This window comes from Bradyrhizobium sp. 521_C7_N1_3 (assembly GCF_052075975.1).
Classification (GTDB): Bacteria; Pseudomonadota; Alphaproteobacteria; order Rhizobiales; family Xanthobacteraceae; genus Bradyrhizobium; species Bradyrhizobium japonicum.
Genome location: NZ_CP197232.1, coordinates 4,137,059 through 4,152,979, shown reverse-complemented (window position 1 = coordinate 4,152,979; position 15,921 = coordinate 4,137,059). Strand labels below are relative to the sequence as shown.

Here is a 15,921-nt window from a genome sequence, read left to right as displayed (position 1 = left end):
CGACATCAGAGGGTCTTGGCCATGCGCGGATCGAGCGCATCGCGAAGGCCGTCGCCGAGCAGGTTCACGGCAAGCACGGTGACGGAGAGAAACGCCGCCGGGAAGAACACGATGTAGGGCTTGACCTGCCAGAGCGCGCGCCCCTCGGCCATGATGTTGCCCCAGGACGGAATGGTCGGCGGCGTGCCCGCCCCGATGAAGGACAGGATCGCCTCGGTGATCATGGCGCTGGCGCAGATGTAAGTCGCCTGGACCAGCATCGGCGCCAGCGTGTTGGGCAGGATGTGGCGCAGGATGATCATCGGCGTGCGCGTGCCGCAGGCGACGGCGGCGTCCACATAGGGCTGCTCGCGCAGCGACAGCACCACACTACGGACAAGACGGGAAACCCGCGGGATCTCGGCGATGGTGATGGCAACGATGACGTTGCCGACGCTGCCGCGCGTCAGCGCCATCAGCGCGATCGCAAGCAGGATCGGCGGGATCGACATCAGGCCGTCCATGAACCGCATCAAGATGCCATCCGCCCAGCGGATGAAGCCGGAGACGATGCCGATGGCGAGGCCCGCCGCGGATGCGAGGATCGCAACAGACAGGCCGACCGTGAGCGAGACCCGCGCGCCAAAGAGCACGCGCGAATAGATATCGCGGCCGAGCACGTCTGTGCCGAACCAGAAAGCGGCCGACGGCGCGCGCGTGCGCTTGGCGGGCGCAAGCGCTGTCGGATCGACCGTCCCGAGATAGGGCGCGAAGATCGCGATCAGAACCAGCATCAGCAACAGCGCACCGCCGATCGCGACGGTGGGATGGCTGCGCAAGAGGCCGATGAAGCCGCGCCGGATCGTGACCGGCCGCAGGATTTCAGGCAGTTGCGGCGCGAGAACGAAGCCGGCCGGCAGCGATTGCGGAGTGACGGTCGTGTCGGTCAATAGCGGATCCTCGGGTCAACGAGCGTATAGACGACGTCGATCATCAGATTGACGAGGACGTAGACGAAACTGAAGAGAAGCACGATGCCCTGGATGACGGGATAGTCGCGGCGCAGGATCGCGTCGATCGTGAGCCGGCCGAGGCCGGGAATCGCGAACACGCTTTCCGTGACGACCGCCCCGCCGATCAGGAGCGCGATGCCGATCCCGATCACGGTCACGATCGGGACCGCGGCATTCTTCAGCGCGTGAACGAAGAGGATGCCGCCCTGCCCGAGGCCCTTGGCGCGCGCGGTGCGGATATAGTCCTGCTGCAAGACTTCGAGCATCGTGGCACGCGTGATGCGCGCGATCAGCGCGATGTAGACGCAGCCCAGCGCGATCGACGGCAGGATCAGGTTTTGCAGCCACGGCCAGAAGCCCTCCGTGAGCGGCGTGTAGCCCTGCACGGGAAGCCATTCGAGCTCCAGCGCGAAGATGTAGGCAAGGACATAGCCGACGACGAACACGGGCAGCGAGAAGCCGAACACGGCGAACGCCATGATGGCGCGGTCGATCAGGCTCCCGGCCTTCCACGCCGCCACCACGCCGAGCGGCACGGCGACCACGATGGTGAGCAGCAACGTGACGGTCATCAGCGACAGCGTCGGTCCGAGACGCTGTCCGATCATCGCGGAGACCGGAAGGTTGGTGAAGATCGAGGTGCCGAGATCGCCGTGCAGGATGCGCCAGACCCAGCTTCCGAACTGGATCAGGAAGGGCCGGTCGAGGCCGAGGCCCTGGCGAATGCGCTCCACATCCTCCGGGCTCGCCTGATCGCCCGCGATCACCACGGCGGGGTCACCCGGCGCGATGTAGAGCAGGCTGAACACGAACAGCGCGACGATTGCCATCACCGGCAAGGTCGAGACGATGCGACGGAGGATGTAAGAGAGCATCGGGCTTCAGCGTACCATCATGCGGATTTCGACACGTCCCAGAAGAACGGCAGCGGCCCCTTGGTGATGCCGGAGACGTTCTTGCGCCAGGCCGTGTAGGTCAGGAAGAAGCCGGTCGGCGCGTAGACAACATCCTCGAGTGCCGCCTTGTTGACCTGCCCGATCGCGGCCTTCTCTTCCTCGAGATTCTTGGCGTCGAACCAGGACGTGATCTCCTTCTCGGTGTTCGGGCTGTTGGGCCAGCCGAACCAGGCCTTGTCGCCATTGGCGCGGATGGCGGTGTAGGCGGCCGGATTGATGCAATCGGCGCCGGCGTGCCAGCTGTGGAACATGTTCCAGCCGCCCTGCCCCGGCGGTGTCTTCATCGCGCGGCGCGCGCCCACCGTGCCCCAATCGGTCGCGACGAAATCGACATTCATGCCGAGCTTCTTGAGCAGATCCGCGGTGACGTCGCCCTGCGCCTTCGTGATCGACTGGTCTTGCGCGACCACGCAGGTGACCGGCTGGCCGGAATAGCCGCTCTCGGCGAGCAGCTTCTTGGCCGCATCGAAATCGCGCTTTCCTTTCAGGATCTCGCCGCCCAACTCGGTGTAGAGCGGTGTGTCCGGCGTAAAAAAGCCGGGCAGCGGCTTCCACAACGTATCGTCGTCGCCGACCAGCGCACGCATATAGTCTTCCTGGCTCAACGCCATCAGCACCGCGCGCCGTGCCTTCACATTGTTGAAGGGTGGGTGCAGATGGTTCATGCGGAAGGAGCCGATATTGCCGAGGGGATCGCCGATATCGACGTTGATGTTCTTGTTCTTCTTCAGCACGGGCACGAGATCGGAGATCGGGTTCTCCCACCAGTCGACCTCACCGTTCTGCAAGGCGGCGGCAGCGGTGGCCGGATCCGGCATCACCAGCCACTCGACGCGATCGACCAGGATGTTCTTGCCGCCGGCAAGCCACGACGCCTTCTCCTGTCGCGGCACGTAATCGGTGAACTTCTCGAACACCGACTTGGCGCCGGGCACCCATTCGCTCTTGGCGAACTTCATCGGGCCCGAGCCGACATATTCGGTGATCTGCTTGAACGGATCGGTCTTCGCGATGCGCTCGGGCATGATGAAGGAGCACGGCGCGTTGTTCTTGGCCAGCGCGTACAGCATTTTCGGGAAAGGCTGCTTCAGGACCCATCTGAAGGTGCGGTCGTCGACCGCCGTCAATTCCTGCTGGATCGCGAGGATCATCAGGCCCATTGGATCGCGCGCAGCCCAGCGCGACAGGCTCGCGACGACGTCCTTGCTCAGCACCGGCTCGCCGTCATGGAACTTGAGACCCGGGCGCAGCTTGAAGGTCCAGGTCTTGCCGTCGTCGGTGGTCTCCTCGGACTCGACCATTTGACGCTGCGGCTGGAGCTTGGCATCGACGCCGTAGAGTGTGTCCCAGACTAGCGCCGCCGCGTTGCGCACGACATATTGCGTGCCCCAGATCGGATCGAAATTGGCGAGGTTGGCTTGCGGCACGAAGCGCAGGGTGCGCGCAGAGGCGCCTTGTGCGATCGCCGGGGCCGAGAGGCCGCCCGACAATGCCAGACCGCCCGCGCCGGCCAGTCCCTTCAATACGGTCCTGCGATCCATGAAATCCTCCCAGTAGTGCCGTGATGCCGGCCATCGTTGGCCAAAGGCAGGTGAAACCAGAACCCGTTGGCGTGCAAATGGTATGCCACTAACCGGGCCTTCGCCAGCGGGATCTCATCAGGATTTCGACCGGTTCAGGCGTCAAAGCGCGGCCGCCAGTACCGGTCCGGTCTCGATATGCGGAATCGCCTCGACCAGCTTGCGCGTGTAGTCGGTCTTGGGATTATCGAACAGCGCCCGGCTCTCCCCCTGCTCCACGATGCCGCCGTTGCGCAGCACGATGGTGCGGTCGCAGAGCATGCGCACGACATTTAGATCGTGGCTGACGAACAGCAGCGCGATGTCGTTCTCGCGGCGCAAACGGTCGAGCAGTTGCAGCACCACCGCCTGCACCGAAACGTCGAGCGCGGCGGTCGGCTCGTCCAGCACCAGGAGCCGCGGCCGGCAGGCGATGGCGCGGGCAATGCCGACGCGGGCCTTCTGGCCGCCGGAGAGCTGGTGCGGAAAGCGCGGCAGCAGATCGAGCGGCAAGCCCACCCGCTCCGCGCATTCCTCCACACGCTTGCGCAGCGCATCGCCCGCACGCATGCCGTCGAGCCGCATCAGGGGATGGGCGATGCAGTCGAACGCCGTGAAGCGCGGGTTGAGGCTCTCGTTCGGGTCCTGGAAGACCATCTGGATGTCTTTGCGCAAGGGCGAACGGTGAAAGTCGCGCGAGGCGACGTGGCTGATCGACTGGCCGTCGAACACGATATCGCCTTCGCTCGGGTCGATCAGGCGGCAGATCATCCGCGACGTCGTGCTCTTGCCGGAGCCGGACTCGCCAACGAGCCCGACGCTCTCGCCGCCGGCCATCGTCATCGAGAAATCCGCGACCGCCGCGGAGCCCTGGTCAAAACGCTTGGCGAGCTTGCGCACTTCGAGGAGCGGCGGCGTCCCGTGCGGCAGCTCCTGCCTTGGCTTGCTGATGATCGTCGCGTGCCGCTCCCGCTCCTCTTCCGTCACGAGGTCCTCGATCCGCGACGTCGCGGTCGGCGATGCCGCAACGAGACGGCGGGTATATGCGTGCTGCGGTGCGCTGAAGAGCTTTTTGGGGCTCGCTTCCTCGACGATGCGGCCGCGCTCCATCACGGCGATGCGGCGGCAATAGCGCGCCGCGAGGCCGAGATCATGCGTGATCAGGATCGTCGCCATGCCGCGCGCGGCGGCAATATCTGCGAGCAGATCCATCACCACCTTCTGGGTGGTGACGTCGAGGCCGGTGGTCGGCTCGTCGGCGATCAGCAGCGCAGGATTGCACGAAATCGCGATCGCGATCATCACACGCTGGCACATGCCGCCGGACAGCTCGTGCGGATAGGCGTTGATCCGCGTCTCGGGGTCGCGGATCTGGACCGCGCGCAGCAGCTCCAGCGCCTCGGCGCGCGCGGCGTCCTTCGATATCTTCTTATGCGTGAGGATCGCATCCGCAATCTGCAGGCCGATCGCGCGGATCGGATTGAGCGCCGCGCGCGGATTCTGGAAGATCATCGACATCGCGGCGCCCTGGAGCTGACGAAGATCATCGCCCCTGAGTTTTGTAACGTCCTGCCCGCGAAACAGGATCTTGCCGCCGGTGACGCGCCCGGCGGCATCGAGCAGCCGCGTCGTCGCGAAGCCGGTGACCGACTTGCCCGAGCCGCTCTCGCCGACGAGGCCGAGCATCTCGCCCTTCCCGACCGAAAGCGTCACGCCGCGCACGGCCTCGACCATGCCACGCCGCGTCGAGAACGAGACGTGGAGGTCGTTGATCCCTAGCAGCTCCTCGCTCATGTGCGCATCCGCGGATCGAGAATGTCCCGCATCCCGTCACCGAGGAGATTGAAGCACAGCACGGCCATCATCAGCGCAAGACCCGGAAAGGCCACCAGCCACCACCGCCCGGTCGAGATGAAGCGCGCCCCTTCCGCGACCATGATGCCCCATTCCGGCGTCGGCGGCTTGACGCCGAGACCGATGAAGGAGAGACCGGCCGCGTTGAGAATGGCCCAGCCGAGATTGAGCGAGATCTGCACCGCCATCGCCGGCAGGATATTCGGCAATAGGAAGCGCAGCACCACCGAGAAATGGCTCTCGCCGCAGGCACGCGCGGCTTCAACCCAGCCGACATTGCGGCGGACGTTGACCTCCGCGCGCGCGAAGCGGATGTAGAACGGAAGATTGATGATCGCGGTCGCGATCACGATGTTCTCGATCCGGTTGCCCAGGGCGGCAACCATCGCCATCGCCAGCACGAACAGCGGAAAGGCCATCATCACATCGACGAAGCGGCCGACGCCGCGGTCGAGCTTGCCGCCGGCATAGCCGCAGAACGCGCCGACGACGGCGCCGATCACGAAGGAGATGCCGACCGCGGAGACGGCAATGGCAAGATCGAGGCGCGCGGCGATGATGAGGCGGCTGAACACATCACGTCCGAGCTGGTCGGTGCCGGCGAGATGCGCCGCGCTCGGCGGCAAAAGAGCCTCCGAGACATTGGAGACGACGGGATCATAGGGCACGATCCACGGCCCGAAGATCGCAATCAGGACGAACAGCGCAACGCCGGCCGCGGCAACGGCGGTGAGCGGATTGCCGCGCAGAATCCAGACCGAATGGCGGAGAGTTGCGCTGGTCATTCGATCGACACCCTGGGATCGGCGATGCCGTAGCAGATGTCGACCACGAGATTGACCAGCACGAACAGGCTGGCCATCAGCAGCACGAAACCCTGCACAGGCGCATAGTCGGAGGACAAGAGCGCATCGAGCGCGTAGGAAGCGACGCCGGGCCAGGAGAACACCTTCTCCACCAGGACATTGGCGCCAAGCATGGTCGAGAACACGATGCCGGCGATGGTGATGACGGGCAGGATCGCGTTCCGCAGCGCATAAGTGACGACCACCTTGCGCCAGGACAATCCGACCGAGCGCGCGGTGCGCACGAAATCGCTGCCGAGCGAGACCAGCATCGAGGCGCGCGTGATGCGCGCCAACGGCGCGATAACGAACAGGGCCATGCTCACCGCCGGCAGGATCAGCTGCTTGCAGGCGGCCCACCAGCCCTCGATATCACCCGCCAGCAGAAAATCGATCGACAGGAAGCCGGTACGCTGCGTCGGCAGCGAGGTGAAGACGTCGATGCGCCCGGTGGGATCCGGCGCGAGCCCAAGCAGATAGTAGAAGACATAGATCAGCAGCAGGCCCGAGACGAAGGTCGGCACGCAGACGCCGAGCGCGCAGAACAGCCGCACGCCGTGATCGACGATCGAACCGGGCTTCAAGGCGGCGACCACGCCAAGCGGCACCGCCGCGATCAACGCGATCAGGAGCGCCGTGAAGGTGAGCTCCAGCGAGGCCGGCAGCCGCTCGCGCAGGTCCTTCAGCACCGGCTGCCCCGTCATCATGGAGCGGCCGAGATTGCCGTGGCCGATGTCGGAGAGATAGAACACGAGCTGCTCCGGCACCGACCTGTCGAGCCCCATCTGCTTGCGGATCTGCTCGATCTCCTCCTTGCCGGCATTGGGCCCCGAGGCGAAGAACACCGCGGGGTCACCGGGCAGCACGCGCATCAGGAGAAAGGTGAAGACCAGCACACCGAACAACGCCGGCAGCGACGACAGAAGCCGCCGGCCCGCCCGCACCATGGTTGCACCAAGACCGGTCGTCACCTCTGAGAGCTCCTCTCGTTGTCCGATGTCACTTGCGGCTGACGTCGCGATAGTCGACCTGGCGGTGGAACTCGTAGGTGTAGCCTTCGACGGACGACGCCATCACCGCATCCTGGTTCGGCTGCCACAGCATGATCTGCGGCATCAGGTCGACATGCATCGCGTTGAGCTTGCGACCGGCGTCCTCATACTTGGCCTTATCCGGCTCGAAACGCGCCTCCTGCGCGATTGCGGCAAGATCCGGGTTGTTGATCGAGCTGTAATTCCAGCGCTGATTGCCGGTGTAGAAGTTGCGGTAGAAGTAATCGGTCGACGGCAACCACGCTACGATGCCCTCGGTGTAGAAGGGAAGCTTCTTCTCGTTGATCTGCGTCGACATCTGCGCATCCGGCAGTTTCTGGATGTCGACCTTGATCCCGATCTTGCCGAGCGACTCCTTCACCAGCGCGGCCATCGGCTCCGCGGTCGAGGACTGGCCGACGTTGAAGCTGAAGGTGGTCGAGAAACCCTCGGGGAGCCCGGCCGCCTTGAGATATTCCCTGGCCTTGTCGAGATCGAGCTTCACCGGCTGCTGGAACGGATAGATGCCGTTCAGCGGCTTGCCGTCCGGCCAGCTCGCGCCGAACAGCGGCGCGCCGCGGCCGAACAGTGCGGCCTTGAACATGTCGTCATAGGGCAGCGCGTAAGCGATGGCGCGGCGGACATTGACGTTGTCGAAGGGCGGCATCTGGTTGTTCATCGAGACATAGGTGATCGCATTGTACTGCGGGGTCGAGATCACCTTGAGCTTGCCCTTGGCCTCGAGCGACTGCACGTCGCTGGCCTGGAGATCGACGACGAGGTCGGCATCACCGCGTTCGACCAGGTTGGCGCGGGTCGCCGGCTCCGGCACCGACTGAATGATCACGCGCTTGAAGAACGCGGGCTTGTTGGCCGAACCGCGATTCCAGGCCTCATCCCGTTTGATGATGACCTGCTCGCCCGGCTTGAAGGTCTCGACCACATAGGCGCCGCTGCCAGCGGTGTGCTCCTTCAGCCAAGCGGTGGCCCAGGGATCATCCGCCGTCGCGTGCTCCTTTGCCATCTTCGAGTTGATGATCATGGGATAGACGGTCGCCAAATTCGGCAGCGCGAGCTTGTCGGGTTTTGGCAGTGTCACCTCGATGGTGAGGGGATCGATCACCTTGAACTGGTCGGCCGAGGTCAACGATCCCGTCAGCAGCTGGGCCTTGCCGAGGATCGGCGCCGTGACGCAGCGATCGAGCGACCATTTCACGTCTTCCGCCGTGACAGGCGAACCATCCTGGAACTTGGCGTCCTTGCGCAAGCGGAAGGTCAGCTTCAAGCCATCGGGGCTGACGTCGTAGGATTCGGCGAGCTCGCCGGTGATCGTGTCCAGATCGAACACCCATTTGCCGTTGAGCTGCTTGCGGCCGAACGCCACCAGCCGATCATAGGTGCTCATGCTCAGCGCGAAGGATTCGCGCGTCGATCCGGGGATGTTGGGATCGAGCGTGTTGACGGCCGAGCCGGTGACATAGCGCAACGTCTCCGCCCTGGTCTGTGCCTGCGAAGGCGCGGTGGCAATGAGCAACAGCGCAGTGGTGGCGAGGACTGAGGCCGCGGGCCTGAAAGACACAAAACGCATTCGTTTTCCCCAAAATTTCGGCAAGAACGCCAGCAAGGCAGGTCAAGAAAGAAGCAAGTTGCGCGCCAATCCCGCAGGGGCGCTTCGTCGCGGCGGTGCATGGATGATCATCGCGATTCTCCTATGTTTCGCGCGGGCCGCGCAACCACGGCCTGCGGCACGTCATAGGCGCTGAGCGAAGCCCAGTGACGTTCAACATCGGCGCGAAAAAGGCCGCGCGTCAGGCCGTCGACCAGCTTGGGAACGGCCGTCGTCATCGCGTTGATCGACGATCCCGACGGACCAAAGCTCATGGTGGAGGCGATGGCGAACAGATGGATGTCGGAGATCCACGGCGTCTCGCCCGGCACGCGCTCGGTGAAGGCGTAATCGTCGTCGAGATAGGGAAAGCGACCGAGCCGCGCGTTGTGCTCGCTCGCAGGCGGCTGGTAGCGATCGGCCCAGGTCGCGATATTGCCGGCAAAGCGGCGCAGCTCGCCGCGGCCGGCAAAGTTCATGTCGATGCCGGTGCCGCAAATGACGAAATCCGCAGATATCGTGCCGCGTGGCGTGTGCAATTCGACGCCGCCATCGGTCTGCCTGGTGCCCTCGACCGGCGCGCCTTCGTGCAATGTGAAATTGGCATGACCCGCACAGCGGTCATAGGTCGGCTGCGGAAATCCCTCGCGCATCTCGAGGATCTTGCGCATGAAGCGCCAGCGCCAGGCATCGTCGAGATCGCTGAGATGACGCAGGAAGCCGCGAAAGGTCAACCAGCGATAGGGCTGGATCACCTGGATCTGAGTGCGGCGGCAAAGCAGATGCACTTCCGCCGCGCCCGCCTCCAGCGCGGTCGCCGCATTGTCAAAGGCGGACGCACCGGCGCCGATCACCGCGACGCGCTTGCCGCGCAGGCTTTCGAAGTCGATGTCGTCGGCAACAGTTGCGACCGAGCTCTCCGGCAGATCGCGCAGCGGCTCGGGGATCATCCAGTCGCCCATGCCCTCCTGCCCCGTCGCCAGCACGATCTTGCGGGCGTAGAGCGTCTCGACGCCATCGGCGCGTCTCACGCGCGCGGCGAGCAGGCCGTCAGACGCAGGCGCGATCTCCAGAAGCTCGCGGCCGTTGCGCACGGGCAGACCGATCGTGCGTCGCAGCCAGAGCAGATAGTCGGCCCAATGCTCTCTCAGGATCAGGTTCAGCGCCTGCCAGCTCTCCTTGCCGAAGCGGGCCTCGTGCCAGGACTGATAGGTCAGGCTCGGGATATCGAGGTCAGGTCCCGTATAGTCTTTCGGGCTGCGCAGCGTCGGCATGCGGGCATAGGTGAGCCACGGGCCCTCCTTCCCCTCCTCGGCCTTGTCGAGCAGCAGGATGTTGCTGACGCGCGAGCGCATCAGGCCAAAGCCGATGGCAATGCCTGATTGGCCGGCGCCGACGATCAGCACGTCGAGCGCGGGCTTGCCGTCCGGTCCCATCTTCGGCTCGAGCCATGCGGCGCCAGGATGCGCGATCCTGGCGAGATCGGCGCGAACGTCCGCTTCGAGGTCCGTCAGCGCGTCGCTCATGCCGCGAGCCAGCCTCCGTCGACCACCATCACGGTGCCGGTCGTGAACGAGGACGCATCGCTGGCGAGATGCAGCGCGGTCTGTGCGATCTCTTCCGCCTCACCGAACCGCTTCATGGCGTGGCGATTGCGGGAGGCTTCGCGCACTTCCTCCGAATTGGCGTGACGGGCAAAGCTGCGGCGCAGCATCGGCGTATCGATCGCGCCGGGTGCAATCGCGTTGACGCGAATGCCGTCGGTCGCAAAGTCCACCGCCATCGTCCGCGTCAGGCTGACGATCGCACCCTTGGCGGCGATATAGGCGCTGTTGCCCTTGCCGCCGGCGATCGCAAGCTGCGAGGCCAGCGTGATGATCGAACCGCTCTTTGCCCGCTGCATGTGCGGCACTGCCGCCCGCGCCCACAGCCAGGTGCCGCCGACATTGGCGCGGAACACGGCGTCCCAGTCCTCCACGCTCGTCGTCAGCACCGTGCCGCCAACGGAGAAGCCGGCGGCGGTCATGAGGATGTCGAGCCGGCCGTGCCGCGACACGACATCGCCGACAACGGCTTCGGCGAAGCCGGCATCGCCGACGTCGCCGACATGCGTCGTCGCCTCACCCACAACGCTCAAAGTCTCCTGAAGGCCGGCGGCATCGCGATCGACCAAAGCAAGCTGGGCGCCTTCCTCCGCAAACAGCTTTGCGCTGGCGCGGCCAATGCCCGAAGCTGCTCCCGTGATGATGGCCGTGCGCCCCTGCAGCCGCATCTCAGATCCACTCCTTGTGCTGGGCCAACCAGGCGCTCATCGCCGCGGCGGACTCGGCACAGCCGAACCGCGCGCGCCAACCGAATTCGTCCGCCATCCGCGTCACCGACAACGGCGCGCGATAGGATCCATGCAGCTTGATGACGGTCTTTTCTTCGGACGCAGCGAGCCGGCACTCCAGGCCGGGATGCAAAGCCGCAAAGGCCTCGCCCCATTGCAGCGCCGGCCATAGCTCGCCGCGGGAGATGTTGTAGAGCCGATGGCGCGGCCGCTCGGCTTCGATCAGCCGCGCCACGGCTTCCGCGGCATCCGGCGCGTAGATCCAGTCCCTCATGCCCGGCTCCGGCATGGCCGCCGGCTCGCCGCGGGCGAACGCAGCCAAAATCTGGTACTGGAGGCTGGGCGTGTCGCGTACCGAACCGGGCCGTTCCCACGGACCGAATACGGCGCTCAGCCGCACGCTCAGGAAATCACCGCCAAAGAGCTCGGCGTGGCGGGCGACAGAGCGCTCCGAGGTGAATTTGCTGATGGCGTAGAACGAGACGGGATCGCAGGGCGTCTCCTCGTCGAGAACCTCGACCCGTCCACCCGCAGCGCCGTAAGCCGAGGCTGACGACAGATTGACGACACGACGCACGCCATGACGAATCGCGGAGAGCAGGATCGGGATCTGCGCCATCACGTTGATTTCGAGGACGCGCGCGGTGGAGGCACGCTCCAGCGCGTCGCCGGCCGTGATGGCCGCACCGAGCACGATCGCATCGCAGCCCTTCGCGATGAGAGCGTCGATGGTGTCGGCGTCGGTAATGTCGCCCTGCACGGCGCTGAGCCGCGCGCCGTAGTCGGCCAGCGCGCGTCGCGCGGTTGGCGGCAGCTCCGCGCGGTCATACAGCGTCACGTCGTGGCCGCGCGCGAGCAGCGCCTCCGCAACGTTGAGGCCGACAAAGCCGGCACCGCCGAAGATGAGAACCTTCATCGCGCGCGATCCACCATCACAGCAGCTTTGCCCCGAAATTCCGCTCCGGATCCATGTCGGCGACGAGCCGGCCCGTGGGTTTTGCCGCTTCGCCACCGCCGCGCGCCAGGAACTTACCGCTGCCGGCAGTCGCGAGACACTTGTTGCCGTCGATGATCACCCGGCCGCGCGAGAGAACGCCAACCGGCCAGCCTTTCAGCTTGCGGCCCGCGAACGGCGTGTAGCCGGCGAGATCGTGCATCATCTCGTCGGCGATCACGGTCTCGCGGTTAGGATCCCAGATCGCGATATCGGCATCGGCGCCGACCGCGATCGAGCCTTTGCGCGGATGCAGATTGTAGATCTTGGCCGGCGCCGTCGAGGTCAATTCCACGAACTTTTCAAGGCCGAGCCGGCCCTTCGACACCATCGCGTCGAACAGCAGCGGCAGCCGCAGTTCCAGCCCGGGCAGTCCGTTCGCGACCTGCTTGAAGTTCGGATTGGGTCCGGCGCGCAGCTTGCCGGTCTCGTCGTAGCGATACGGCGCATGATCCGACGAAATGGTCTGGAGATCGCCGAGCGACAACGCCTGCCACAGCGCCTCCTGGTCGGAATGCGTGCGCGGCGGCGGGCTGCACATCCACTTCGCGCCCTCGGTGCCCGGCTTGTCGAGATCGCTTGCGGTGAGGAACAGATATTGCGGACAGGTCTCGGCGAAGACCTTCAACCCCTGCCCGCGCGAATCGCGGATGACCTTGGCGCCTTCGGCCGTGGACACATGGAAGATCATGATGGGCTGGTCGATCAGCGCCGCCATGCCGATCAGCCGGGTGAAGGCTTCCGCCTCCGACACGCGAGCGTGGCTGACGGCGTGGTATTTCGGCATCGTATAGCCGCGCGCGAGCAGGCGCTTCACCATCCAGGCGATGATGCCGTGATTTTCGGCATGGGCGCACAACATCGCGCCGGACTGGCGTGCGGCCAGAAGAATGTCGAGCAGCGGCTCGTCGTCGACCTTGAGCCGGTCATAGGTCATGAAGATCTTGATCGAGCCATGGCCCTGCTTCACCAGCGCCGGAATGTGCTCCTCGACCGTCTCCTTGGTCGCGTCCGCAATGATCATGTGAAAGGCGTAGTCGATCACGGCGCCCTTCTTGGCCAGCGCGTGATAATCCTCCACCACCTGCGGCAGCTTCATGCCGACATGCTGGGCCGCGAACGGGATCACCGTGGTGGTGCCGCCGAAAGCGGCAGAGACGGTCGCGCTCTCGAAGGTATCGGCGTTCATGATGCCGGCCGCGGACAGCTGCTCGATATGGGCGTGGCTGTCGACGCCGCCGGGCAGCACCAGCTTGCCGCGCGCGTCGATCTCGCGTTTCGCCGCCGGGAGCCCGCGGCCGATCGCCGCGATGGTCTCGCCGGAGATGGCAACATCGGCCTCGAACACATCGGTCGTGGTGGCGACGCGGCCGCCGCGGATGATCAGGTCGTAGGTGGGTTCAGTCATGAGGCACTCCGTGATAGGCTTACGGCACGTGATCGCAATTTCGTGGAAAGACCATCATGCCCCGGCCGCGCATTCTCGTCATCAATCCGAATTCCAACCCTGCGGTCACGCAAGGACTGGAGGAGGCGCTGAAGCCGCTCGGCTTCGAAGGTGGTCCGGAGCTGATCTGCCAGTCGCTGGCCGAGGGCCCGTTCGGCATTGAAAGCCAGGCCGACGTCGACAGCGTTGCGATGCCGCTGCGCCGGCTGGTCGAAGGCGACAACAGCTCGGCTGCGTTTATCATCGCCTGCTACAGCGATCCCGGCCTTCAGGTCTGCCGCGAAGGCACCGACCGGCCGGTGTTCGGCATCGCCGAGTGCGGCGTGCTGACGGCACTGGCCCGTGCCGAAACCTTCGGCGTCATCGCCATTGCCCAGCGCTCGATCCCGCGCCACATGCGCTATCTCAGGCAGATGGGATTGACCGATCGCCTCTCCGGCGAACGGCCACTGAACATGAGCGTTGCCGAAACCGCCTCGGGCGAAGGCACGCTCGCCAGGATGGTCGAGGTCGGCCGCGCGCTGCGCGACGAGGACGGAGCCCGCGCCATCGTGATGGGCTGCGCAGGCATGGCGCGCCATCGCCGTCCGCTGGAAGACGCGCTTCATATTCCCGTGATCGACCCGACACAGGCGGCCGTCACCATGGCGCTGGGTACGGTGCAGTTCTCGGCTCACTAGGCGTCCTTCAGCTCTTTGGCGTCCTGCCGCGCGAGCCATTGCGCGTGGCTCTCGCGCGTCAGGGAAAACGTATCTCGCTGCGTCGTGTAGAGATTGCCGAACATGCGGCCGATCGGCCGGTAGGCGTCGAGATCGACATACATGTTGGTCTCGTCGACGAGGCCCTCCCGGGCATGAACCCTGAGCACCTCGCCGACCAACAGCTCGCGATCGGGCGAAAAATTCAGCACGACGTGACGGCGGCATTCGAGAGCAAATGGTGCAGCCGCAAGGCGCGGCACCTTCACGTCAACTGAGGGAAGCGTCGCAAGCCCGGTCGCCGCGACCTCGCTGTCGCCGGAGGGGAAATCGACCGCGCAATCATTCATCGCGGCAGACAGCGCCTCGTCCACCATGTGAACCACGAACTCGCCGTCGCGATGGATGTTGCGGGTCGTGTCCTTCGGGCTGTGATCCGGCTTGTGCTGGAGCCCGAGCACGATCAGCGCCGGGCTTTCCGAGAAGACGTTGAAGAAGCTGAAGGGCGCGGCGTTTACCGCTCCGTTCGCGTCCAGCGTCGTCACCAGCGCGATCGGCCGCGGCACGACCACGCCGCAAAGCAGCTTGTAGCGGTCGCGCGGATCGAGCTCGCGCAGGGAAATGCCGGATGCGCCCTTGTCCGCCATCGGCGTCACTTCTCCGGCGGCGGCACCGCGCCGGTTTGGCTGCTGATCAGGCCGTAATGCTCGATGCGGCGGTGCTGGGCAAAATTGAAGATCGTGGTCTTGCCGAACGTCGTGGCGTCGAGGTCGCAGGCGTGAACCAGGACCTCGTCGCCCTCCGTCTTGGCCTCGGCGACGATCTCACCATCGGGATCAACGATCAGGCTGCCGCCGAACAGCGGATGGCCGTCCTCGACACCCGCCTTGGCCACCGCGACCACCCAGGTCGCGTTCTGATAGGCGCCGGCCTGCACCGAGAGGCGGTTGTGGAACAGCCGCTTCTCGACGCCCTCCTCGCTCTTCTCGGCGTTCACCGACGGCGTGTTGTATCCGATCAGCACCATCTCGACGCCCTGCAGGCCCATGACGCGATAGGTCTCGGGCCAGCGCCGGTCGTTGCAGATGGCCATGCCGATGATGCCGCCCAGCTCGCGCCAGACATTGAAGCCGAGATCGCCCGGCTCGAAATAGCGCTTCTCCAGATGCTGGTGCGACCGCGCGGTGTCGTATTCGACGTGCCCCGGCAGATGGACCTTGCGGTATTTGCCGACGATCTTGCCGGATTTGTCGGTCAGGATCGTGGTGTTGAAATGATGCCCGTCCGGCGTCAGCTCGGCATAGCCGAAATTCATCGCCATCTGATGCTGCGCCGCACGCTCGAACAGCGGCTTGGTCGCCGCATTCGGCATCTCGCGCTCGAACCAGATGTCGGCCTCCGCCCGGTCGTCCGAATACCAACGCGGGAAGAACGTCGTCAGTGCCAGTTCCGGATAGACGATCAGGTCGGCGCCTTTGGCTTTCGCCTCGTCCATCAGCGCGATCATGCGCTTGACCACGGCCTCGCGGCTGTCGGCCTTCTGGATCGGGCCCATCTGGGCGGCGGCAACAGTGACGATACGCATCAGCGAGTTCCTGATTTCCTGG

General features: G+C 65.1%; 14 protein-coding genes. 1 reads left to right on the top strand and 13 read right to left on the bottom strand.

What is annotated here, in order from left to right:
* Positions 1-5: 5 nt before the first annotated feature.
* The 11 genes from AB7008_RS19010 to hydA all read right to left on the bottom strand — a co-directional run bounded on the left by AB7008_RS19010 (position 6) and on the right by hydA (position 13,577).
* Complete coding sequence (locus AB7008_RS19010) at positions 6-929, bottom strand: ABC transporter permease (protein WP_028155710.1); 924 nt, start codon at positions 927-929, stop codon at positions 6-8.
* The gene (locus AB7008_RS19005; RefSeq protein ID WP_014496509.1) at positions 926-1,867 is read right to left on the bottom strand and encodes an ABC transporter permease; all 942 of its coding nucleotides are present in this window, start codon (positions 1,865-1,867) and stop codon (positions 926-928) included. Before AB7008_RS19005 ends, AB7008_RS19010 begins: the two co-directional genes overlap by 4 nt.
* 17 nt (positions 1,868-1,884) lie before the next feature.
* Positions 1,885-3,489 (bottom strand): ABC transporter substrate-binding protein, encoded by a 1,605-nt coding sequence (locus tag AB7008_RS19000; protein ID WP_304493605.1) that lies wholly within the window; start codon positions 3,487-3,489, stop codon positions 1,885-1,887.
* A 141-nt stretch (positions 3,490-3,630) separates the two neighbouring features.
* Positions 3,631-5,301 (bottom strand): nickel ABC transporter ATP-binding protein NikE, encoded by a 1,671-nt coding sequence (gene nikE, locus AB7008_RS18995; RefSeq protein ID WP_304493604.1) that lies wholly within the window; start codon positions 5,299-5,301, stop codon positions 3,631-3,633.
* A complete protein-coding gene (locus AB7008_RS18990; protein ID WP_008131147.1) occupies positions 5,298-6,146 on the bottom strand; it encodes an ABC transporter permease in 849 nt (282 codons plus the stop codon). The genes nikE and AB7008_RS18990 overlap by 4 nt, the downstream gene beginning before the upstream one ends.
* Positions 6,143-7,177, bottom strand: coding sequence for an ABC transporter permease (locus AB7008_RS18985; RefSeq protein WP_304493603.1), 1,035 nt, complete (start codon positions 7,175-7,177; stop codon positions 6,143-6,145). The genes AB7008_RS18990 and AB7008_RS18985 overlap by 4 nt, the downstream gene beginning before the upstream one ends.
* Positions 7,178-7,205: 28 nt before the next feature.
* A complete protein-coding gene (locus AB7008_RS18980) occupies positions 7,206-8,825 on the bottom strand; it encodes an ABC transporter substrate-binding protein (protein WP_304493602.1) in 1,620 nt (539 codons plus the stop codon).
* 107 nt (positions 8,826-8,932) lie between these two features.
* On the bottom strand, positions 8,933-10,369 hold the full coding sequence (locus tag AB7008_RS18975; RefSeq protein WP_441259282.1) for an NAD(P)-binding domain-containing protein: 1,437 nt from the start codon (positions 10,367-10,369) through the stop codon (positions 8,933-8,935).
* Complete coding sequence (locus AB7008_RS18970) at positions 10,366-11,115, bottom strand: SDR family oxidoreductase (protein ID WP_441259281.1); 750 nt, start codon at positions 11,113-11,115, stop codon at positions 10,366-10,368. Before AB7008_RS18970 ends, AB7008_RS18975 begins: the two co-directional genes overlap by 4 nt.
* A gap of 1 nt (position 11,116) precedes the next feature.
* Entirely contained in the window at positions 11,117-12,091 is a 975-nt protein-coding gene (locus tag AB7008_RS18965) for an NAD-dependent epimerase/dehydratase family protein (protein WP_441259280.1), read from the bottom strand.
* A gap of 16 nt (positions 12,092-12,107) precedes the next feature.
* On the bottom strand, positions 12,108-13,577 hold the full coding sequence (gene hydA, locus AB7008_RS18960; RefSeq protein WP_441259279.1) for a dihydropyrimidinase: 1,470 nt from the start codon (positions 13,575-13,577) through the stop codon (positions 12,108-12,110).
* Between the two features lie 56 nt (positions 13,578-13,633).
* On the opposite strand from hydA, the gene AB7008_RS18955 reads away from it, so the two are divergent.
* Positions 13,634-14,296: an aspartate/glutamate racemase family protein gene (locus AB7008_RS18955; RefSeq protein ID WP_441259278.1), complete on the top strand. Its 663-nt coding sequence runs from the start codon at positions 13,634-13,636 to the stop codon at positions 14,294-14,296.
* Here the strand turns inward: AB7008_RS18955 and AB7008_RS18950 are convergent.
* Positions 14,293-14,961: a flavin reductase family protein gene (locus AB7008_RS18950; RefSeq protein ID WP_441259277.1), complete on the bottom strand. Its 669-nt coding sequence runs from the start codon at positions 14,959-14,961 to the stop codon at positions 14,293-14,295. The genes AB7008_RS18955 and AB7008_RS18950 overlap by 4 nt on opposite strands.
* Before the next feature lie 5 nt (positions 14,962-14,966).
* Positions 14,967-15,899, bottom strand: coding sequence for an N-carbamoyl-D-amino-acid hydrolase (locus AB7008_RS18945; RefSeq protein ID WP_441259276.1), 933 nt, complete (start codon positions 15,897-15,899; stop codon positions 14,967-14,969).
* Positions 15,900-15,921 lie beyond the last annotated feature (22 nt).